Origin of the sequence: Pyrococcus woesei (assembly GCF_050496105.1) — an archaeon.
In the GTDB taxonomy this organism is placed as follows: Archaea; Methanobacteriota_B; Thermococci; order Thermococcales; family Thermococcaceae; genus Pyrococcus; species Pyrococcus furiosus.
The window spans coordinates 756,812-778,199 of the sequence record NZ_CP179867.1 but is presented as its reverse complement, the minus strand read 5'-3'; the positions used below and the strand labels follow the sequence as shown (position 1 = coordinate 778,199).

The 21,388-nt window shown below is 40.9% G+C and carries 19 protein-coding genes and 1 CRISPR repeat array; of the genes, 12 read left to right on the top strand and 7 right to left on the bottom strand.

The features are described 5' to 3' along the window. Positions 1 to 4: 4 nt before the first annotated feature. The 3 genes from alaS to ACMFNG_RS04325 all read right to left on the bottom strand — a co-directional run bounded on the left by alaS (position 5) and on the right by ACMFNG_RS04325 (position 4,282). Positions 5 to 2,749 (bottom strand): alanine--tRNA ligase, encoded by a 2,745-nt coding sequence (gene alaS / locus ACMFNG_RS04335; RefSeq protein WP_014835098.1) that lies wholly within the window; start codon positions 2,747 to 2,749, stop codon positions 5 to 7. Positions 2,750 to 2,794: 45 nt separating this feature from the next. Continuing rightward, positions 2,795 to 3,061 carry a hypothetical protein gene (locus tag ACMFNG_RS04330; RefSeq protein WP_011011384.1) on the bottom strand — a complete coding sequence of 89 codons (267 nt, stop codon included), beginning with the start codon at positions 3,059 to 3,061 and terminating at the stop codon, positions 2,795 to 2,797. Positions 3,062 to 3,154: 93 nt separating this feature from the next. Continuing rightward, complete coding sequence (locus ACMFNG_RS04325) at positions 3,155 to 4,282, bottom strand: cation:proton antiporter (RefSeq protein ID WP_014835097.1); 1,128 nt, start codon at positions 4,280 to 4,282, stop codon at positions 3,155 to 3,157. Between the two features lie 92 nt (positions 4,283 to 4,374). Between ACMFNG_RS04325 and rimI the strand changes: the two genes are divergently transcribed. Together rimI and endA are read left to right on the top strand one after the other, a co-directional pair. Further along, the gene (rimI, locus tag ACMFNG_RS04320) at positions 4,375 to 4,887 is read left to right on the top strand and encodes a ribosomal protein S18-alanine N-acetyltransferase (RefSeq protein ID WP_011011382.1); all 513 of its coding nucleotides are present in this window, start codon (positions 4,375 to 4,377) and stop codon (positions 4,885 to 4,887) included. Beyond that, positions 4,884 to 5,396 carry a tRNA-intron lyase gene (gene endA / locus ACMFNG_RS04315; RefSeq protein ID WP_011011381.1) on the top strand — a complete coding sequence of 171 codons (513 nt, stop codon included), beginning with the start codon at positions 4,884 to 4,886 and terminating at the stop codon, positions 5,394 to 5,396. Before rimI ends, endA begins: the two co-directional genes overlap by 4 nt. A 713-nt stretch (positions 5,397 to 6,109) precedes the next feature. On the opposite strand, the gene ACMFNG_RS04310 is transcribed toward endA, so the two are convergent. Then, positions 6,110 to 7,297, bottom strand: coding sequence for a glycine C-acetyltransferase (locus ACMFNG_RS04310; RefSeq protein WP_011011380.1), 1,188 nt, complete (start codon positions 7,295 to 7,297; stop codon positions 6,110 to 6,112). A 103-nt stretch (positions 7,298 to 7,400) separates the two neighbouring features. On the opposite strand from ACMFNG_RS04310, the gene hisS reads away from it, so the two are divergent. Then, positions 7,401 to 8,699 (top strand): histidine--tRNA ligase, encoded by a 1,299-nt coding sequence (gene hisS, locus ACMFNG_RS04305; RefSeq protein ID WP_011011379.1) that lies wholly within the window; start codon positions 7,401 to 7,403, stop codon positions 8,697 to 8,699. Between the two features lie 69 nt (positions 8,700 to 8,768). Here hisS and ACMFNG_RS04300 read toward each other — a convergent pair whose 3' ends face one another. Further along, positions 8,769 to 9,287: a GbsR/MarR family transcriptional regulator gene (locus tag ACMFNG_RS04300; protein ID WP_011011378.1), complete on the bottom strand. Its 519-nt coding sequence runs from the start codon at positions 9,285 to 9,287 to the stop codon at positions 8,769 to 8,771. Positions 9,288 to 9,360: 73 nt separating this feature from the next. On the opposite strand from ACMFNG_RS04300, the gene ACMFNG_RS04295 reads away from it, so the two are divergent. Together ACMFNG_RS04295 and ACMFNG_RS04290 are read left to right on the top strand one after the other, a co-directional pair. Further along, entirely contained in the window at positions 9,361 to 11,607 is a 2,247-nt protein-coding gene (locus ACMFNG_RS04295; protein WP_011011377.1) for a hydrophobe/amphiphile efflux-3 (HAE3) family transporter, read from the top strand. Beyond that, on the top strand, positions 11,594 to 14,365 hold the full coding sequence (locus ACMFNG_RS04290; protein ID WP_011011376.1) for a COG1361 S-layer family protein: 2,772 nt from the start codon (positions 11,594 to 11,596) through the stop codon (positions 14,363 to 14,365). The genes ACMFNG_RS04295 and ACMFNG_RS04290 overlap by 14 nt, the downstream gene beginning before the upstream one ends. Here ACMFNG_RS04290 and ACMFNG_RS04285 read toward each other — a convergent pair. Both ACMFNG_RS04285 and ACMFNG_RS04280 read right to left on the bottom strand, forming a co-directional pair. Beyond that, on the bottom strand, positions 14,357 to 15,487 hold the full coding sequence (locus ACMFNG_RS04285; protein WP_011011375.1) for a DUF373 family protein: 1,131 nt from the start codon (positions 15,485 to 15,487) through the stop codon (positions 14,357 to 14,359). The genes ACMFNG_RS04290 and ACMFNG_RS04285 overlap by 9 nt on opposite strands. Next, positions 15,484 to 15,786 (bottom strand): MTH1187 family thiamine-binding protein, encoded by a 303-nt coding sequence (locus tag ACMFNG_RS04280; protein WP_011011374.1) that lies wholly within the window; start codon positions 15,784 to 15,786, stop codon positions 15,484 to 15,486. Before ACMFNG_RS04280 ends, ACMFNG_RS04285 begins: the two co-directional genes overlap by 4 nt. Before the next feature lie 71 nt (positions 15,787 to 15,857). On the opposite strand from ACMFNG_RS04280, the gene ACMFNG_RS04275 reads away from it, so the two are divergent. The 7 genes from ACMFNG_RS04275 to ACMFNG_RS04245 all read left to right on the top strand — a co-directional run bounded on the left by ACMFNG_RS04275 (position 15,858) and on the right by ACMFNG_RS04245 (position 19,076). Then, entirely contained in the window at positions 15,858 to 16,703 is an 846-nt protein-coding gene (locus ACMFNG_RS04275; protein ID WP_011011373.1) for a deoxyribonuclease IV, read from the top strand. Positions 16,704 to 16,772: 69 nt separating this feature from the next. After that, on the top strand, positions 16,773 to 17,309 hold the full coding sequence (locus ACMFNG_RS04270) for an inorganic diphosphatase (RefSeq protein ID WP_011011372.1): 537 nt from the start codon (positions 16,773 to 16,775) through the stop codon (positions 17,307 to 17,309). 38 nt (positions 17,310 to 17,347) lie between these two features. Next, positions 17,348 to 17,917: a DNA-directed RNA polymerase gene (locus ACMFNG_RS04265; RefSeq protein WP_011011371.1), complete on the top strand. Its 570-nt coding sequence runs from the start codon at positions 17,348 to 17,350 to the stop codon at positions 17,915 to 17,917. After that, positions 17,914 to 18,099 carry a transcription elongation factor subunit Spt4 gene (spt4, locus tag ACMFNG_RS04260; RefSeq protein ID WP_011011370.1) on the top strand — a complete coding sequence of 62 codons (186 nt, stop codon included), beginning with the start codon at positions 17,914 to 17,916 and terminating at the stop codon, positions 18,097 to 18,099. The genes ACMFNG_RS04265 and spt4 overlap by 4 nt, the downstream gene beginning before the upstream one ends. Beyond that, positions 18,099 to 18,632, top strand: coding sequence for a GTP-dependent dephospho-CoA kinase (locus ACMFNG_RS04255; protein ID WP_011011369.1), 534 nt, complete (start codon positions 18,099 to 18,101; stop codon positions 18,630 to 18,632). The genes spt4 and ACMFNG_RS04255 overlap by 1 nt, the downstream gene beginning before the upstream one ends. Then, positions 18,622 to 18,921 (top strand): 30S ribosomal protein S24e, encoded by a 300-nt coding sequence (locus ACMFNG_RS04250; protein WP_011011368.1) that lies wholly within the window; start codon positions 18,622 to 18,624, stop codon positions 18,919 to 18,921. Before ACMFNG_RS04255 ends, ACMFNG_RS04250 begins: the two co-directional genes overlap by 11 nt. 2 nt (positions 18,922 to 18,923) lie before the next feature. Continuing rightward, positions 18,924 to 19,076 carry a 30S ribosomal protein S27ae gene (locus ACMFNG_RS04245; RefSeq protein WP_011011367.1) on the top strand — a complete coding sequence of 51 codons (153 nt, stop codon included), beginning with the start codon at positions 18,924 to 18,926 and terminating at the stop codon, positions 19,074 to 19,076. 283 nt (positions 19,077 to 19,359) lie between these two features. After that, positions 19,360 to 20,945: direct repeats of the CRISPR family, unit length 30 nt; unit sequence CTTTCAATTCTTTTGTAGTCTTATTGGAAC. Positions 20,946 to 21,388: the final 443 nt, after the last annotated feature.

Genomic DNA, 21,388 nt, shown 5'->3' with positions numbered 1-21,388 from the left:
AAAGCTATAGAGAGCCCTTAACTTTTTCTATTGCCTCTTTTGCTTTTTCTATGTCTCTTATCTTACCTTGAGCTAGTTCTTTTCTTCCTCCGCCTCCTCCACCAGCTACTGAAGTTATTAGCTTTGCAAACTCCCCTGCAGTATATGGGAGTTTATCTCCAACGGCCACAACAAAGTGACCCTCCTTATTCACAAGGACAACAACCCTGTTCTCTTTCCTCAGCTTATTTGCTGCCTCACGCAGATCATCCATAGAACCTTCAACAATTTCCCCAATGAACTCAATTTCCCCTACTTTCTCCACTTTACTTTCGAGCTCGTAAACTAAAAGCTTTGCCAGCTCCTTTCTTAGCTTTTCTACTTCTTTTCTAGCCTCTTTCCATTCATTGAAGAATCTTTCTGCAGTTTCAGGCAACTTTTCTGGAGGAACTCTCAATATTTGGCTTGTTCTCTTTATTATTTCTCTTTCTTTCTGCCACTCTCTTACAGCAGCCTCTCCACATGCGAAGATTATCCTCTCAACTCCATCCTGGATTCTCTCAGTTCTCAGTATCTTTATTGGGCCTATAAGTCCAGTTGATGGAAGGTGAGTCCCACCACAAGCTTGAACATCCCAGTCTTCAATGTTGAGAATTCTAATTATTCTTCCTGGGACAACTCCACCTTGATAAAGACGGAATCCGTATTTTTGCTCCGCTTCAGTTCTTGGCAACCATTCCCATCTAACTCTTCTGTTCTCCATTACAACCCTATTGGCTAGTCTTTCTATCTCTTTAATCTCTTCATCACTTATACGCTTGTAGTGGGTTATGTCAAGCCTAGCCCAGTCCGTGCTCAACTGGCTACCTGCTTGCCACACGTGCTTTCCTAGAACCCTAACCAAAGCTCCCATAAGAACGTGGGTTCCAGTGTGGTGTCTCATGTGCTGAATTCTTCTCTCCCAGTCAATCCTTCCATGAACTATAGTACCTTCCTTAAACAGTTCTGGCCTCTCAACTTTGTGAAGGATGACTTTTCCAACCTTTTGAACGTTAGTTACCTTGACTTCCTCTCCATCAACAACTAAAATACCAGTATCATATGGCTGTCCACCGCCTTCGGGATAGAATGCGGTTTGATCTAAAACCACCCAGTCCTCTATTACCTTGAGAACCTTTGCATCAAACTCCTTCATGAAGGGATCTTCATAGTAGAGTGTCCTTGTGTCGGGCAAGTCCTTAACAAGCTCAAAGTCCACAACTTCCTCTTCCTTCTCTTCAACTTGCTTTTCTGCCTCTTTGGCAACTAAGCTGTAGAAGTTATCTGGAATGTGGACTTTAACTCCTTCCTTCTCGGCAATTTCCTTAACGATCTCTGGCGTTAGGCCATGGCTTTCATAGAAGGTTATTAGTTTCTCCAAAGGTATCTCGTTGGCCCCCTTCTTTTTTAACTTTGCAATTTCCCTCTTAACTAAATCGCTACCTCTCCTAAGGGTTTCAGCATACTTCTTCTCCTCTAACTCTATCATTTCAAGAATTATGTCCTCCATTTCCTTGAACTCTGGGAAGGTTGGAGAAAGCTCTTTTATGTGCATTGCAACAATTTCTGCAAGGGGAACTTCAAGACCAAGCTCGCGAAGGTGTCTTATACTCTTCCTAATGAGCAACCTCGCAAGATATCCAGCTTTTACATTGGAGGGAACTACACCATCTGCAAGCATGAAGGTTAATGCCTTTGTGTGATCCGCTATTGCATAAATGAGCTCATAAGGCCTAATTAGTCTTTCAAGCTCCTCAACGCTAATTCCAACCCTCTTTGCCACTTGCTCTCTGAGATATCTCAAATCACCCATGTCCTCTATGTCAAACATTCCAGCCAAGCGTGAGTTTTCCATGAGAATTCTTTCGTCTATTTTCTCAACTCCAGCCATTCTCTTTAAGGGTTCAATTACATAGCCGAGAACGGCATCGTAGGCTGTAGGTGTGCCTTGACTCATCCACACGAGTCTTTCCAATCCATAGCCAGTGTCAACGACCTTTGTCTCCATTGGAACGTATTTTTCGCCCTTAATTATCACCACTTGAGAAGGATCAGCATTTGCTGGAGCCTTCTTATACTGCATGAAAACTAAGGTTGCAACTTCAAGCCCCTTGTAGAGAACTTCAAATGCAGGCCCGGCATTACCTCCTCCTGCCCAAGGATTCTCCTTGAATGTTATGTCCTCTGGTTTCATCTTAAGCTCCTTTGTGAAGAACTCAAAGGCCAACTCTACGGTTTCATCAATCCAGTAAATGTGCTTTCCTGGGTAGTTAAAGGCATGATGAGCCATCATCTCGAATATCGTGAAGTGTCTTCCCGTTATTCCCACGTTATCTATATCGGTAAACCTTATTGAAGGCTGACTTATTGTGAGTGGATTTGCTGGGGGATCAGCTTCACCACTTATCACCCAGGGCTGGAAATCCATTATCGATGCTCCTACCAAAAGCACATCATCCCTCCACCTGGGTAGCACTGGATAGCGCTTTACCCTTCCGTGGGGGTATACCTCATGCTTCTCAAAGAAGCTAAGAAACTTCTCACGCATCTCGTCCAAAGTGTACTTCTTTGGAATTCCTGGCTTCCCGATGAATTGATATTCATCACATGGAGGATCGCCACAAGTCTCTCTATCTGGATCTAATGTCCAAAATGGCTTTCCACAGACCTTACAAGTTTTCCTAATCCATCCTTCTTCTTCAAACATTCTTGTCTTCATGACAAATTCCATTTCTCATCCCTAGAAATCAAAAGGCCAGAAAGTTTAAATGTTTTCTCAATCTTCCTCGAATTCATCTTCATTTATTATTATGAAGGGTATCTTCATTTTCCTCAAGAGGTCTATTAACTGATTGTACCTTTTCTCCAACTTCTCAAGCTTGTACCTAAGGTTTCTATTTTCTATGGCTAAACTAGTTACCTCCTCGCTTTTTATTCTAAGCTGGGCCTTCAGCTCAAATATCTGTTCTTCCAACTCCACTATTGACCTTTCAAGCCTTTCAATCTCCTCGAGGTATTTCTTACAAATTCTCTTCCTTATCACAGCATCAGCCCCGCGAACAGGTCATCATTAAATCAGTGGGCTCCAGATTCATCATTCAACTTTACTATTTTCCCATTTGGAATATATATTTTTTCATGTCTTCATATAGACAACTTTCAAGAGTGGAGGAGTTATTAAAGTGGTTACAAAAACCATCACAACTATCACCGTCAAGCTAGCCAGATCCATAACTCCAGCAGAAATTGCAATGCTCAACATTGCCAGCTCAACACCCATCCTGGGTATCATCCCAACTCCAATTTTAAGAGAGGATCTCCAGTTGAATCCACTTAGTTTAGCTCCAATGCCACACCCCACTATCTTGCTAACTATGGCCATTAAAGTGTAGAGAATGGCAAAACTGCTAACGTGGAGGAGATGATGAGCCTTCATCTTCATCCCAACTTCCACGAAGAAAACAGGTATGAAGAGAGAATAACCCAAAATGTTGACATGATCTAGTATCACCTTTTTCTGGGACGTCTGGCCTATGGCCAAACCCACTAGATAAGCTCCCAAGATTGAAGCCAAGTTTAAGTGCTCCGCAAGATAGGAAAATAAAACCAGAAAAACAATTGCAAAAGCAGTCTCAACCTCTGGAAGATCAATAATCCTCAATCGCCTAAAGAAGGTTTCGGCAAGCCTGGGGCCAAAGTAAAGGAAGAAGAAAATGAGGGCAGATACGGACACTAGAACTTCCATCACCTTAAGGTACTCGATTGAGACTCTTCTAGCTATTGATATTGCAAATGTAAGAACTATTATTCCCAGGATATCATCCACAACAGCAGCCGCTAAGATTGTTGTTCCCTCTATGGTGTTGAGCTTTCTCATCTCCATGAGAACCTTTACCGTTATGCTCACGCTTGTGGGAGTCATCAATGCCCCGTAGATTATTGCCCTCTCAAAAGATGTAAATGGGAGGGCAACGAGAAAGCCAAAGAGAAATGCCACAACAACTCCAAAAACTGCTACAATAACACTCCTCTTTCCTACTTTTTTGAATTCTTCAAGTTCACTCTCCAATCCAGCAATAAAAAGAAGGAGAAGAACACCCAGGTTAGCAAATTCCGAGATTACTGGGTTTGTTTCAATAAATAAGCCAAGTAAAAGACCTCCAAATATTTGACCTAAAACTGCAGGCTGGCCTAACCTTTCAAAGATGTAACCCATTATTTTAGCTACCGCAAGCATGAGTGAAAGCAATAATAGTACTTCCAAGCACACTCGCCTAGGTTAAGTTCTATCTTTCCAGGTTTAAGCTTTTACCTCAGATTTAAAAACACAAACGTAAAATAAAGTTCATGGAAGAGATGGAAACTGAAGAGATAGAAGCACCAAAGAAGAAAGTTCCTTTAGCTATGGTAACAATTAGACCAGCAAAGCTATTTGACATTCCATACATTATGAGAATAGAGCAGATGTCGTTTAAAGAGGCTTACCCCCGCGGTCTATTTTTAACGTTTTTAGAAGCTAACCCCGATACTTTTTTGGTTGCCGAGTATAATGGAAAAATTGTGGGGTATGTAATGGGTTACCTAAGGCCAGACATGGAAGGGCACATCATGAGCATCGCAGTTCACCCAGATTATAGGGGAAATGGAATAGGGAAAGCCCTAATGATTGCTGTTATAAAAAAGTTGTTCGAGAAGGGAGCAAGGTGGATCGGGTTGGAGGTCAGGGTAAGCAACTACAGAGCCATAAATCTCTACAAAAAGCTTGGGTTTAAGATTGTTAAGAGAATAATAAGTTATTACTCGGATGGAGAGGATGCTTACTATATGATTCTAAGGCCAGAAGACTTTGAAAGGGTGATTCTTTCATGAAAACAGTTATAGAGTTCTACCTTAGTGGGGACAGAGTGTATAGTGAGAGGGAGAAGGCGATAAACCAGCTTCACATAAATAGGGGATACGGGGAACTAAAGGGAAAAAGATTGTTCCTCTCCCTAATAGAGGCCGCATATTTATTGGAAAAGGGGTGGATAAAGGTTTTAGATGGAGAAAGAGAACTCTCCTTTTATGACGTAGTCTCCCTGGGAAAAAAGAAAGATGAGGATTTTGATGTAAAGTATTTGGTTTATAAGGATCTTCGAGATCGAGGCTACATAGTAAAATCCGCCCTAAAATTTGGTTCTCATTATAGGGTTTACAGAAAAGGGGCAGAGCACTCTGATTGGCTCGTTTGGGTTGTGAGAGAAAGCCAAAAGCTTTCTCCAAACGATATTACAGCTAGAGCAAGGGTAGCTCATGGTGTGAGAAAAACAATGGTTCTAGCCGTTGTCGATGAAGATGGAGATGTGGTCTATTACAAAGTGGAGTGGACTAAGTTCTAGCTTGCTCTTCTACGTATTTCTAATCCCAATACGACTACGTTCTACTTAAACCTTCTAAAGCAACTTCACCAGTTCAAGTTCTAATGCCCTTTTCACACGATTACGTTCTACTGAAACAGAAGTTAAGGTATTTGAGAACAAGAAGTCCGACGATGTTTAGGGAGTTGCTGTATGCTTTCCACACGATTACGTTCTACTGAAACTTTGGCTTTTTTTCTTTAGATTCTCTAGTGGAGTAATTTCTGACCTCCTATTTAAGACTTTCTCTGAAAACCCGTAACACTGCACTCCATTTATAAACCCAACACAAAAATAGAAAAGGAATGAAAAAAGGTTAACACGTCAGAATAAACCCCAAAACCCTAGAAGACAAAATCCCAACAATCGAAAACACTCTCACCAAATTTAAATTCTCAAATCTAATTAAAAACAAAAACAAACACAAAATAGGAGAGTCTAACCATTCAAACCCCAAGCAAAACTTTTTATTAACCGATTAAAGCCCCCACAAACCCCTCACACAAAATGCATACAAACGACAAAAAATTACCACTAAAAGGGTAAACAAAAAAACAAAAAACCACACAAAAAACACAAAAACACTTCAACAACCCATAACCCCTCAAAACTAAAAAACAAAGACGAACGAGCCGTTAAAACAAAAAAGAAGGGGAAATAAGTCAACTTTTATCAGAGCGTGTTACCTACTAAACTCACTTCAGGAAGCCAGTCTTCCTTCCAAGATCCTCGAATGCATCAATCACTAACTTGAGGTCTTCCTTAGTGTGGGCTGCTGAGGGCTCAAGCCTTATTCTAGCTGTTCCCAGGGGGACTGTTGGATAAACTATTGCCTGGGCAAAGATGTTGTACTCCTCGAATAATCTCCTTGAGAATTCCTGGGCAAGTTTCTCATCGTATAACATTACTGGGGTAATTGGGTGCTTTGTGTTTCCTAAATCATAGCCAAGGTCCCTAAGTCCCTTCTGGAGGAAGTGGGTGTTGTCCCACAACTTCTTAACCAAATCGTCACTCTTCTGGAGTATCTCAACTGCAGCTATTGCTGCAGCGACGTCGGGTGGATTTGGAGCACTTGAGAATAGGAATGGCCTAGCCCTCTGCTTGAGGTATTCAATTGCCTCCTCTGGACCAGCTACATAACCTCCTATAACACCAAAGGCCTTACTTAGTGTACCCATCTCAAAGTCAACTTTATCGTGTAGGTTGAAGTGGTCTACAATTCCCCTTCCGTGGCTTCCCAGGACACCCTCACCGTGGGCATCGTCAACGTAAACTATTGCATCGTACTGCTCAGCGAGCTCGACTATCTCTGGAAGCGGAGCTAGGTCACCGTCCATTGAGAATACTCCATCTGTAACAATGATTTTCTTCTTCTTGTCCTTGTTCTCCTCTAACTTCTTCTTAAGGTCCTCCATATCCAAGTGTTTGTAAATAACCTTAGGAGCTCCACTCAGTCTCATTCCATCTATAATACTTGCGTGGTTTAGCTCTTCACTTAAGAATACACCGTCCTCACCCTTTCTTAGGAGGGCACTTATAGCTCCAAGGTTAGCGTTGTAACCGCTCTGGAAGAGTATTGCTGCCTCTCTCTTCTTGAACTTAGCCAATTTTTCTTCAAGCTCCACGTGGAGATCCATAGTTCCAGCTATGGTTCTAACGGCACCAGCACCAACTCCATAGTCGAGTATGGCTCTTATGGCAGCCTCTTTAATCTTGGGGTGTGCAGCTAAGCCTAGGTAGTTGTTAGAACACATGTTCAGAACTTTCTTTCCATTCACAATAACCCAGGGGCCCTGGGCACTTTGAAGAACTCTAATTGTCACGTAAAGCCCCTTCTTCTTAAGTTCCTCAAGTTCTTCCCTAATCCAATCAAGCTTTCCCATAGAAACCACCATGTAAATACAAAATTTTACAAGTATAAAACTTTTTGGCCAAACCGAAAAGCATTTATTAAAGCTTTCGAGCGTAAAGGAATGGGAGAGAACAATGATTGAAAGAGTAAAGGGAACAAGAGACTTTTTGCCAGAGGAGATGGTCAAAAGAAGATGGGTTTTTGAGAGAATACGAGAAAGATTTGAAACTTATGGCTTTAAAGAGGTTTTAACTCCAACCATGGAATATACAAAGCTCTTTGAGCTTAGAAGTGGAGAAGAAGTTGTTAAACAGCTCTACGCGTTCAAAGACAAGGGAGGAAGAGATGTCTCACTAAGGCCCGACATGACGTCAAGCGTTGCCAGGCTATATGTTAATATGTTCCAGACCGCCCCAAAGCCAATAAAGTGGTATTACATAGCAAATATGTTTAGGTATGAAGAGCCCCAAAGTGGGAGGTATAGGGAATTCTGGCAGGCTGGGGTTGAGCTAATAGGAAGCGATAAGGTCGAGGCTGATGCTGAGGTAATTGCACTCTTCGTGGAGAGTTATTTGGCAACTGGACTAAGAGAGTTCACAGTAAACATAGGGGATAGGATTTTGCTCGATGAATTCGCGAAAATGCTTGGTGTTAAGGACGATATTGGGCTCATGAGGATAATAGACAAGAAAGACAAACTTCCTCAAGAGGACTTCATTAATGCCTTAAAGGAATTTGGATTAGATAAGAATGGAATAGAGAAAGTTTTAGAGTTAATCAACATAAAGGGGAAACCAGATGAAGTTCTTCCACTAGCTGAAGAATTATTTACAAGTGAAGTTGCAAAGAACGAGATCAATAGGCTGTACGCACTCATAGATCTTCTAGAGGCTTACGAAGTTAAAGACTGGATAAGGATAGATTTAGGAATAGCGCGCGGATTCGACTACTACACTAGTATAGTTTTCGAGGCCATAGCTCCAAACGATCTTGGAATTGGCTCAATTGGTGGAGGAGGAAGATACGACAACCTCATTGAAGTGTTTGGAGGAAAACCAACGCCAGCAACGGGCTTTGCAATAGGAATTGAAAGGTTAATCCCAATATTGGAAGCAAAAGGCCTCATTCCTGAAGTCCAAATTGCTCCTGACGTATATGTTGTCCCAATTGGAGAAAGGATGAAAAAAGTTGCCATAAGAATAGCAACGAGCTTAAGAAAATCAGGAATTAAAACGGAGATTGAGCTGATGGGAAGGAAGCTCAAAAAGGCAATGGACTATGCAAACAAAGTAGGGGTGAAGAAGACAATCATTGTTGGAGAAAAAGACTTGGAAAGGGGAGTCGTTACTGTTAGGGATATGGAGAGTGGAGAGCAGAACGAAGTGAAAATTGATGACATAGTTGAATTCATGAAAAATGCTTTAAAGACATGAGATGAGCTTATTTTGAATGATGAGCGCCATCCGATACTGAGGGCATGATGACCGGATTCCTGGCTGATCTCATTTTCTCTTTTTTAAGCACTCCTCCAGAGTCTCCAAGAGCTCTTCTTCAGAGTCAAACTTCATTATCAGTGAGAGGAGCTTTTCACTAATTTCGTTCCTCCTAAGGGCCATGTTTATTTTTTGTCTAAGTTTCTCAGCTTCTTCACTTTCCTCTCCTTCCAACTCTTTTAGGGCTTCCAGAAGCTTCTCCCTAGTTTCTCTTATATTATCCATAATGTTATCATAGAATGCCGAACTTCTCCACTCACTGAACGTTTTAGTTGCAACAAAATACACCTTCCTATCTCCCGGTTTCTTAATTCTCCTAACGAGACCAACGCTCTCCAAAACTTTCATTGCTGAGCTCACGTGGGAGAGAGAATATCCCGTCAATTCAGAGATATCTCCCAGGCTAAGGGGGTCTTCTGAGAAAAATAAGGCCCCATAAATATAACCAATTAGCTCACTCTGTCCAAGCCTTCTAGCGGTGTTTGCATATAGCTCCAAGATTATCTTCTTAGCCTCCTCAATACCCATGCTCTCACCGCAATGTTTTTAAGATTCCTAAAATATAAAACTTTCGGAAAATTCCGAAAGTTCGGTGAGAAACATGTTGAGGAAAATAGCTGAAATAATAGTTGTCTACAGGCATGCTCTTGCAGTAATAGCGATGTTCCTCTTAGTGCTATCTGGTTATGGATTAACTCAGCTAAGGTTTGAAAGTGATTTATCTAAGCAACTTCCCGAGGATTTAGAGGCAGTTAAAGATTATTTCGCCCTTCAAAACGAGTTTAATGCAGGAAGTTCAGCCCTAATATATGTCAAGATTGAGAGTACGAAATCTGTTGTAGATGTTAGGGATCCCAGGGTTATAGAGGCCATATACAATTTAGAGCAAAGATTAAAGGAGAGGGAATACGTTACCAGCACATTCAGCATAGCCGACCTCTGTGTTCAGATTTTAGGAAGACTGCCCAGGAGTATCGAGGAAGTGAACTTCGTTCTCAACTTCTTACCTCCAGAAGCAAAGAACGGTTTGATTAGTGGTGACTATTCTTCAACTCTCGTCATAGTTGAAATCAACAGAGAAAGAAACCAAGAGACGTTAATTAGAGTTTACAACGAGATAACTTCAGATATAGAGAAAAGCAACTTTCCTGATGGCGTAAAAGTTATTCTAACTGGCGACCTGGGAATAACTTACAGAATACTTCAAATGCTCCAGAGTGACATGAACAAAACAATGGCCGTCGCCGGAGCAATTGTTGTATTCCTCCTCCTCTATTTTTATAAATCTCCAGTGAGAATGCTAATCCCACTAATTCCGCTGATATTTGGTGTTGTCATGACCTTAGGGTTCATGGGACTTTTAGGGATTCCCCTTGACATGGCAACGAGTACCGTCGGGGCAATGATAATAGGAATGGGAATAGATTATGGAGTTCACATCACCAATAGGTACTATGAAGAGAGAAGCAGGGGGAGACCTCCAGAAGAGGCTGCTGAGGAAGCAATTACTGAAACTGGAAAGGCCCTCCTGGGAGCTGCTTTAACAACCATTGCTGGATTTTTGGCCTTATCAATCTCAATTCTTCCGTCACTAAAGAGGTTGAGCATAACTCTAACCATGGGGCTTGGGTTGGCAGCAATAAATGCAGTTATAATAACCCCCGCCCTTGCAATCTTAGAGGAGGAAATTAGGAGCTTATTGTTCAAAAAAGAAACGAGGATAAGTATTTCAGGTAGTGAAAGTAAGTTAGCAGGTTTATTTAGAAGGTGGGGATGGAGAATAAAGAAATTCCCAATAGGAGCTTTGATATTAGCCTTAATCATTTCAATTATCTCGCTCTATGGATTAAGCCAAGTTACAACGGAAGTTAGATTGGAAAAGATGATTCCCAGGGGGATTCCTGAGATTGAAGCTTTGACTGACATAAGGTCAGAGTTTGGAGGCCAAGATGAAATTTATATCCTCGTTAGGGCCGATGACGTTAGAGATCCAGAAATCGTTAGGGCTATTTTAAGGTTTGAAAGGGCAGTCGAAGCTGATTCATACTATAACAATGTATTTGAGAGCGAGAGCATAGCTGATGAAGTTATAGAAAAATATGGGTTCATACCCAATAGTAAGGATCTCATAAAAGAGGCCCTCAAGGACTCCAGCTTAGTCTCTCCCGACTACAGCATGACGATAATAAAGTTTAAAGGAAACTTCATGGGCGTTACCCAGGAAGATTTCGATAGAATAATGAGATACTTTGAAGAAGAAATCGAAATGAGCTATTTTCCTGCAGGAACAAAAGTCAGCTTAGCTGGAGAGGCTTATCTAAACTACGTCTTAAACAATTTAGTGAACAGCGAGCTCAGCAGAATTTCCACAATCGGAACGGTAATAGTTGTCCTTGTCGTATTCATTTTGTTTAGAAAACCTTCAGTCTCAATAGCTATGATAATGCCCATGTTCCTGGGGGCTCTATGGACCATTGGATATATGGGACTCACTGGGATCCCGTTTACTCAAACTTTGGCTGGAGTTGTTTCGATGATAGTTGGGTTGGGAGTTGACTATGGGATGCACATTACCCACAGGTTCATGGAAGAATTTAGAGAAGGAAACAAGACTCCAATAATTACTACAATGGAGAGCGTAGGACCCTCAATCCTTGTGGGAGCGCTCACCACAGCTGGAGGATTTTTAGCATTGCTTTCCGCTGATCTCACTGCAATTCACGACTTTGGAAAGGTTTTGGCCGTGGGGATTTTCGCTTCAATGTTCTCCGCTTATCTAGTGACCCCCGCGATACTCCAGTTGGAGTTTGGAAAAAAGATAGGAGGTGGGGAAAGTGAAAAAGACTAGCCTTATGCTGATCGCTTTAATTGGCCTCTCATTATTGTCTCCAGTAATTGCCCAGGAAGACATAGCACGAAGAAACTACACAGCAACTGGAGGAGATCTTTTATATGAGGGCTATATGAACGTTGGGGATTACCTCCTAATAGGTCCATTAATGATAATTTTCAAAGAGACAGTATACGATATCAATGAGAACAAATGGAAGGCTGTGTTTCTAGCATTTGATGAGGACATGAACCCAGTGGGGCCAAATCTAACTGTAATATATATTCCAGATGAAGAAAAAGTATCACAATTACTCTCAAATGTAACATTCTTAAGGGCCATGGCCGAAACTCTCGGCTATAATCCCGACGACCCTACAGAATTTGCCCAATTCCTCCAATGGCTCTCTACGGCTGATGAAATTGAAATTTGGGAAGCTATAGTGAAGACCATAGAAGAGCACCCTGAATTAGGAATAGAAGTAGAGGACGTATCAAAACCATATACAATCCCAAATGCCGAGCCGATAGGAGTTAATGAAACTGCAAAAATTGAATACAATGGAAAAACTCTGTATATTACAGTTGTTCAGGTATATCCAAATGGAGCAAAAGTCAGCATCAGCGGGCCAGTTGAGTGGAGGGTTTCCCTGGTTCAAGGATTACTGCTCTCGAAAATTGAGTATCCAGGAAAGTTAAAGCCTGGAGAAATATTCGAGATAAAAGTAAAGCTGAAGAACATAGGTGCCAGAAAAGTTAGGTTCGTCACTGCAATACTCTCACCAACTCCCATCATGCCCACACTTCCCTCTAGCCAAACCCAAAATGATATCTCCACAGCACTTCCCCAATTGGCCTCTCAGACCGGAGTACTGCAAGGAGCTCTCTACCCACTAGAAACAATGTACAAGTACATAGATCTCATAGAGCCCGGAGAAGAAGTTGAGCTGAGCTTCAAGTACAAAGTCAATGAAAATGCAAGGCCAGGAGATTACCCAATTTACTTGTCCGTAATATACTTTGTCTACACTTCAGGCCAGTTGCTTGAACAAAGAACTCTCTACGATTCTGCAGTCGTCACAATAAGGAAAGATTATGAGGCCCACTTAACTCTTAAAGACGTTTCAGTCCCTAAGATCGTTCACCCTGGGGAAGATTTCAACCTAACATTAACGTTTGAAAATTCTGGTGGGGATACGGCAAAAGAAATCGTAGGAAAGATTTTAGTTAGCGCAGAACCAAGTGATATTTCAATGCTTACAGGAGCAAATATCTTAACTTCACCATTCAACCCAGTAACTCCCGATTCATTCTACAAAAACTTCCTTGAGCCAGGCGCTAGCTTTACTAAAACCTTCACCTTACACGTAAATGAAGATGCGAGTACAGGGACTTATCCCATTAAAATCAAAATTGAATACTATTCTGGAAATGAGGATTCCAAAATATCTCAAGAGTTCACGCTAGCAATTACTGTAGTTAGAAAGAGGGAAGCCTTCATAGAGATAGAAAACGCGACTACAATTCCTGAAAAAGTTGAACCTGGGTCAACATTTACACTAGTTTTAGCGCTAAAGAACAAGGGAGAGGGATATGCAAAAGGATTGGAGGTTAAAATAGAACCAATAGAAACTCAAATCCAAAGGGAAATTACCAAAGTAGACTTGTCTCAGCTTTCCTCTTTCCCAATACCTCAGGGTGAGCTACTCTCGGAGAATTTGCAAAAGGCAATAAACCAATTGATAGAGAATTTAGGAACCGAAGAATCTCAAGTATTCCTTCCGATAGGAGAGGACAACGTCAAATACAACGGAATAGTACTGCCAAATCAAACTGTTGTAGTGACATTTAGGTTAAAAGCCAACAGCAGACTTGAGAGTAATATTTATCCCGTAAAGCTTCGTCTAAGGTATGTAACTTCTCCAGATGATAAGCTAATAGAGGATGATAGAGTTGTTGGAGTAGAGGTTACTGGAATGGAGAGAATAATAATTTCGAAAGTTCTAACATCTCCAAGCAGGGTGCTCCCTGGGTATGCAGATGTAGTGGTGAGCTTCAGCGTAGAGAATGTGGGAAGCGGAGAGGCAAGATATGTAATATTAACACCAGAGCCAAGGTATCCCTTCTCCTTAAGCGAAACAAGCGATAAGATAATCAATGCAGGAACATTAAGACAAGGAGATTCATACCAAGCTTCTTTCAAGGTAGATGTCGACAAGAACGCGAAGCCTGGAGAATATAAAATACCAATTCTGGTTACCTATAAAGACCCAACTGGGACTTATAGGAACATAACCCTCTACGTCCCCATAATAATAGAGGAGAAACCGAACATCATCATTGAAAACGTTACGTTTAACCCAGAACCAGTGCAAGGAAGAGATGTTAACGTTTACGTTACGCTAAAGAACATTGGAGGAGAAAAAGCTGAAAACGTTATAATCGAAGGTGTTGTTAAGTCATCACAGCCGTTCTCAATTATAAAGAGGACTGACTACGTCGGAAATCTACATCCAAATCAAACTGGCCAGGGAGTGATAACACTCTCAATAAGCAGAAATGCAATTCCAAAAGATTACATAATCCAAATAAGGATTAGAGCAGTTGGCGATAGAGAAAAAGGAGACGACAACGTTTATACTTTTGAATACTCAATAAGCATCCCAGTAAAAGAGAACACTGAAACGCAAAGTAGGCTAAGGTTATTAGCCACAATTTCTGGAATCCTTGCCATAACAATTGCCGTGTTTATCTACTTAAAGAGAAGGTCAAAGTGACGGAACCCTTATAGCCCAATTTTTTATTCTTTCTTTCAATTTTAACCCAATTAGGATACTAATAACTAGGTCAACCCCCACAAGGAGCACTTTTGTAGCAATTTCTGTAGTTGAAATTTTAATGAAGGGGTTCGCATATCTTGTCACAACGTCAATAACAATCCAAAATCCTGGGAGCATTAGCAGGGCTGTAACGTAATACCAAAGGTGGAAGTTTCTCCTTAGATAACCTTGAATTATCTTCCCAAGAGCTATTATTCCAAGACCAAGTATAAAATAGAAGTTGAGGGCATTTATGTATATTAGCAGAGCTATTAGCTCGTTCGAGGGGATGCCCCCAATCATGCTCTCAGCAATGCTTTCAATAGTTAAATATACCTTTATCGCACCCACTCCAATAACAATCAGTCCAGTTAGACCTGCTATGAATGTAATGAACCCTCTACTAATCATCTTAGCAATTGACTGGATTGGTCTGAGTTTAAACCCTTTAACAAAGAAATATCCTCCCACAAGCAACATTATGAAGCCAGTAACGACCGAGGAAACAATCTGAGTGCTTGCTGGATAGCGGAGTGAAATAAGCTTTGCAAGTCCAAACAATAAAACTATCATTCCTGGGATCCCCACAAAAACTTTGGAAGCTTCTGGATCGCTTAGGAGTTCCTTTAGATATCTCACAATTATGTACCACGTCGTCTCTATCCCAGGGCTCTGCTTAACAACGACCCTTCTGCTACTTATTATTGGAACCTTCGAGGAGATAATTGGAAATATTTGCTCATCCTCGGCCCCATCCGTTACGGGAATAACACCGTCTGCCGGAAACACTTTAAGGACTTCCTCAAGTTGTCTTGACAATTCAAGGTCACTCTTCACGCCGACAGAAGGGTGTCCAGTTATTAAAGCCACTTCAACATCTTCAAACTCTCCACTTCTCTTCAACTCATCATAGAGTTTTATTGCGGCAAAAAGAGTATTTGCATCACTATCCTCTGGATCAGCTAAACTTAGCTTTACAGCAGCATCTAGACACTTCTCTCTACCTATAACTGGTCCATTAACTCCGGCCTTTACTCCAAAGTCATTGTCTCTATCAATAGCCAGGATTAATACCTTCATTTCTTCACCTTCTCAATCACAGATTTTACCTTATCCTCCATTTTCCTCTCTTTATCCCTTCTATCATCAATCTTTATGTGGGTAACAACCCTCTTAACTCCCAATTTAAACATTAATTCATGAGCCTCCCCCACAATCTTCAACCCTTCCTCCACACTCCCGACCTCAATAATTGTCCCCATGGGGGTTAACTGATATTTAACACCTTTCTCCTCTAAAAGCTTTATAGCTTCTGCTATGTACTTACTCACACTTACTTCCCCCAAAGGAATAAGAGAAAACTCGATGATTACAGCCATAGTCTTTCACCGAGATATATAATGTGGAAACCTTAAAAGGATTTATCCAAACACATGATGGGGAATTATGTATGTTCAAAATTGATAGGCTAAGATTTGGAACTGCTGGAATACCTCTTTCTACTCCAAAACCTTCTACAATAGCTGGAATTGAAAGGGTTAGAGAGCTTGGACTAGATGCCATGGAGCTTGAATTTGTGAGAGGAGTAAATATAAGGCCCGAACTGGCAAAGAAAATAAAATACGTAGCAAAAAAGAACGACGTTGTTTTAACAGCGCATGCCCCATACTACATAAACTTAAACGCCAAAGAGAAGGAAAAAGTGGAAAGTAGCAAAAGGAGAATTATTCAGAGTGCAGAAAGGCTATATGAGGCAGGAGGATGGAGCGTAGTTTTTCATGCTGGCTATTACTTGAAAGAACATCCAGAAAAGGTTTATCAGAAAATTGAAAGCACACTAAAGGATATAGAGAGAGAATTAAAGGACAGGGGAATAGAAGTCTGGCTGAGACCTGAGTTGACGGGAAAGCCGACCCAATTTGGAGATCTGAAAGAATTAATTAAATTAAGTCAAAACCTAGAGCTTGTTCTTCCCGCAATAGACTTTGCCCATGCCCATGCGAGGAATAAGGGAAAGTGTAACTCTGAAGAAGAGTGGAGAGAGATGCTAGCTTTAATTGAAAACGAGCTTGGGAGAGAGGCATTAGATAACATGCATATTCACATAAGTGGAATTGAATACACAGAAAAGGGAGAAAAGAGGCATCTCAATCTAGAGGAGAGCGATCTTAAATGGGAAGATCTACTCAAAGTTCTCAAAGAATTTAAAGTTAAGGGCGTTGTAATAAGTGAGAGCCCCAATATAGAAGGGGATGCTCTGCTTATGAAGAAAAAATGGGAGGAGCTAAAAATTTAAAAGTGGTGTGTCTTCAAACTACTCGAAGAGGATTTCTTGAGTGAACAATTTAGAGGGAGGGGAAGAAAAATGAACCCATTTCATGACCTTGAACCCGGGCCAGACGTCCCAGAAGTCGTCTATGCTATAATAGAGATCCCTAAGGGAAGTAGGAACAAATACGAGCTAGATAAGAAGACCGGATTGCTTAAATTGGACAGGGTACTTTACAGCCCATTCTTCTATCCAGTAGACTATGGAATAATACCCAGAACATGGTACGAGGACGATGATCCCTTTGACATAATGGTCATAATGAGAGAGCCAGTATACCCGCTAACAATAATTGAGGCTAGGCCCATTGGATTGTTTAAGATGATCGACAGCGGAGACAAGGACTACAAGGTCCTTGCAGTTCCAGTAGAAGACCCATACTTCAAGGACTGGAAAGATATTGACGACGTTCCTAAGGCATTCTTAGATGAGATTGCACACTTCTTCAAGAGATACAAGGAACTCCAAGGAAAAGAGATAATAGTAGAGGGATGGGAAGGAGCAGAAGCTGCAAAGAGAGAAATCCTAAGAGCCATAGAAATGTACAAAGAGAAGTTTGGAAAGAAGGAGTGATTCTTCTTCTCTCTTAAAATTTGTTTGGAGGAAGAAACATGTACAAGATAGTCACCGTAAAGGACGTCGTGAGGATACCCCCAACAATGTTTACCATGGACCCCAAGGAAGCTGCAAAAATAATCCTAAGGGAGACTTACGAAGGAACATACGACAAAGATGAAGGGGTAATCCTATCAATTCTTGAGGTCAAGGATATCAAAGACGGTATCATAATCCCAGGAGATGGAGCAACGTACCACGAGGTAGTTTTTGATGTTCTAGTTTGGGAGCCCAAGATTCACGAAGTAGTTGAGGGTTATGTAGCTGATGTTATGCCATTCGGGGCATTCATAAGGATTGGCCCAATTGACGGATTAGTCCACATAAGCCAATTAATGGACGATTATGTAGTATATGACGAGAGAAATAAGCAATTTGTTGGCAAAGAAAAGAAATACCTACTTAAAATTGGCGATTTGGTGAGAGCTAGGATAATAAACATTAGTGCGAAGAGCAAAGTCATAAGAGAGAACAGAATAGGACTTACAATGAGGCAGCCTGGCCTTGGAAAATTCGAGTGGATAGAGAAGGAAAAGAAGAAAGAAAAGGAGGAGGGTAAGAAGTGAGTGAAAAAGCCTGCAGACACTGTCACTACATTACTTCAGAAGATAGATGCCCAGTTTGTGGAAGTAGAGATTTGAGTGAGGAATGGTTCGATCTAGTTATAATAGTTGACGTTGAGAACAGTGAAATTGCTAAGAAAATTGGAGCAAAAGTCCCAGGAAAATATGCCATAAGGGTGCGCTGATGTCTGTAATGTTTAAATTACCCCTAAACTTGCGGCAAGAATTAAAGAAACCTCTTGGTGAGCTTATAAAAGGAGAAATTCCAATCCCATATCTTAAGTTAAAAGAAATTGTAAATTCAAACACTCTTATTACCGTGGGAGATGTAGTTACCGAGAACAGCCTGAAGGTAGGATTAAGACCCCGCTTGGCTATTTATGACCATAAAACCGAGAGAAGAGAATATAAGCCCGAGATTGGAGATAAAGGAGTCCTCCTAACAGTTAAAAATCCCCCTGGAACTATTACTCTTCACCTACTAAAAACGATAAAAAAGGCGTATTCCCTCATTAGAAGAGGCACAAATGTTCACATTGTTGTTAATGGTGAGGAGGATCTAGCAGCAATTCCCGCAGTGTTATACGCACCACTTGGAAGTTTTGTTGTATATGGGCAACCCAGGGAAGGCATAGTGCTTATAAAGGTAACTTCTGAATGCAAACGCAGGTGTGCAGAAATTATGAGAAATATGGAGGTGGTTAGGAATGGAGATTAGAATTAAAGAGATCAAGGAAAACAAACTTATCGGGAGAAAGGAGATATACTTCGAAATTTATCACCCAGGAGAGCCCACCCCAAGTAGAAAGGACGTAAAAGGAAAGCTAGTGGCAATGCTTGACTTAAACCCCGAAACAACAGTTATTCAGTACATAAGGAGTTACTTCGGAAGCTACATAAGCAAGGGATATGCGAAGGCATACGACAGCAAGGAGAGAATGCTCTACATAGAGCCCGAGTACATTTTAATTAGAGATGGATTAATAGAGAAGAAGGAGGGTGAGTGAGAATGGGACAGAAGTGGAAGCTCTACGAGATTAAGGATGGGAAAGTTATAAGAAAGAACAAGTTCTGCCCGCGCTGTGGCCCAGGAGTATTCATGGCAGATCACGGGGATAGGTGGGCCTGTGGGAAGTGTGGATATACAGAGTGGAAGAAGTGAAGGTTACGCTTTTTGAGCTTTTTTCAAACCTTATTCTTAGAAAATTAGAAATGTAGAGGGAAGATATAGAGATATACTCAAGGCTTATAGGAAATTCTTGCTAACGGAGGAAGAACTTGTCATTCCTGACATATAGATAGGTATTCATGCCCTTTTCCCACCCCTATTCAGGAGTTTCTGTCTTTTTGTCCCTACACACCACCACCGCAGATTATTTACAATTCTATTTTTAGTCTTATTGGAACTTCACCGTCAGTCCCATATACGAGCAAAACATGAGTGTCTTTCAATTCTTTTGTAGTCTTATTGGAACTTTTACCAATGGTGCAAGCAGAACGGTAAAAACCCAGCTTTCAATTCTTTTGTAGTCTTATTGGAACCCCAACTACAGCTCACGCTAATAGCGTCGCTAATTGCTTTCAATTCTTTTGTAGTCTTATTGGAACCGGCGTAAACTATGTGGTAATAGTTCTCAGCTGCTACTTTCAATTCTTTTGTAGTCTTATTGGAACCCCGAGCTCCCGGCTCGGGGTGCTCATCTCGGAAACCCTTTCAATTCTTTTGTAGTCTTATTGGAACTCAGAAACGGTGAGCTCGTTGTCAGAAAACCGAACCCAACTTTCAATTCTTTTGTAGTCTTATTGGAACATACAAATGCGAGCACTATCGTTGTGAAGCAAGTTGTCTTTCAATTCTTTTGTAGTCTTATTGGAACCCAACCATCAGCATAGAAATAAAAGACGAACACATTAGAGTCTTTCAATTCTTTTGTAGTCTTATTGGAACCTCTAAGTAGCTTTATCTGGCCAGAGCTGAATACATAGCTTTCAATTCTTTTGTAGTCTTATTGGAACTTTATGTTGATGGTGTATCTTATGGAACGTTAAATAGCTTTCAATTCTTTTGTAGTCTTATTGGAACTGCAAAGACTGCATACGAAGAAGGGTGGACAATAGACGCTTTCAATTCTTTTGTAGTCTTATTGGAACTGATGGTGTAGCTCAGGCCGTCAAAGAGCTGGTTCCCTCTTTCAATTCTTTTGTAGTCTTATTGGAACCTGGGGAAGACTGCTGAGAGGGTAATCAGCGAAGATGCCTACTTTCAATTCTTTTGTAGTCTTATTGGAACGTTGCACAAGGACGATAAGAGGGTCGTCGTGGTGTTCCTTTCAATTCTTTTGTAGTCTTATTGGAACAGAATATCTTTACTCCCGAAACGGTTCTTCCTGCACCCCTTTCAATTCTTTTGTAGTCTTATTGGAACACTCCATTGCAAGATCTACTGTGCTAACTTCTTTCCTCTTTCAATTCTTTTGTAGTCTTATTGGAACCTGTCTGAACTTCTTGATTGCATTGAACACAGGGCAGAACTTTCAATTCTTTTGTAGTCTTATTGGAACTTTATGACGGGGAGAAAGCCGAGGTTGTACATCGTCTTTCAATTCTTTTGTAGTCTTATTGGAACAGTGGCGATAGAGACATACAGAGTGAGGGATTATTTCAACTTTCAATTCTTTTGTAGTCTTATTGGAACAGTCTCATCGTTGTAATAAACAGCCACCACCTTATGACTTTCAATTCTTTTGTAGTCTTATTGGAACACATCCAAAGAAAATGTCGAGATCTTCAAAATAAGAGCTTTCAATTCTTTTGTAGTCTTATTGGAACGTTGACACGGGCGTGGACTGCAATCACACAATGTTGCCTTTCAATTCTTTTGTAGTCTTATTGGAACTACTTCTTCACTATCTCTTCATTAAAAACGTCTCTTCTTTCAATTCTTTTGTAGTCTTATTGGAACTCAGGCAGAGCTTGACGCGAAGATGGCCGAGGAGCTCGCCTTTCAATTCTTTTGTAGTCTTATTGGAACAGGGGGCTTTTTTGCCCCAATACTCCTACAGAGTAACTATATCACTCGAATTTATAAGCCTTACGGGACATCAACCTTACCCAAGAACCCCTTATTTATAAACAAACCAACTCCCCCTGGGACTTTAAATCAAGAAAACTCCCACGAGCACCCTGGGAATAAAACACTGCTTTCACACCCTATCCCAGGAGAAGACTTAACTATTCTAACCAAGCTAGTTCGCAATCTTTTGAAAGAATCCAACAGAAACTATCAAACTCTTTCCAAAAATCTCCTCTTAAAATATTATTTGATAGTTTTCGAAAAACTTTCGTCATAATTTGGCAACAAAACTGTAACATACTGAAAATACTAACTTTGAGTTACTAAATTAAACCCTAATCGCTCAAAAACCTTTATTTCAAAAATAAAGCTCAAAGAAGACTAAAAATTCAAAAATAAGC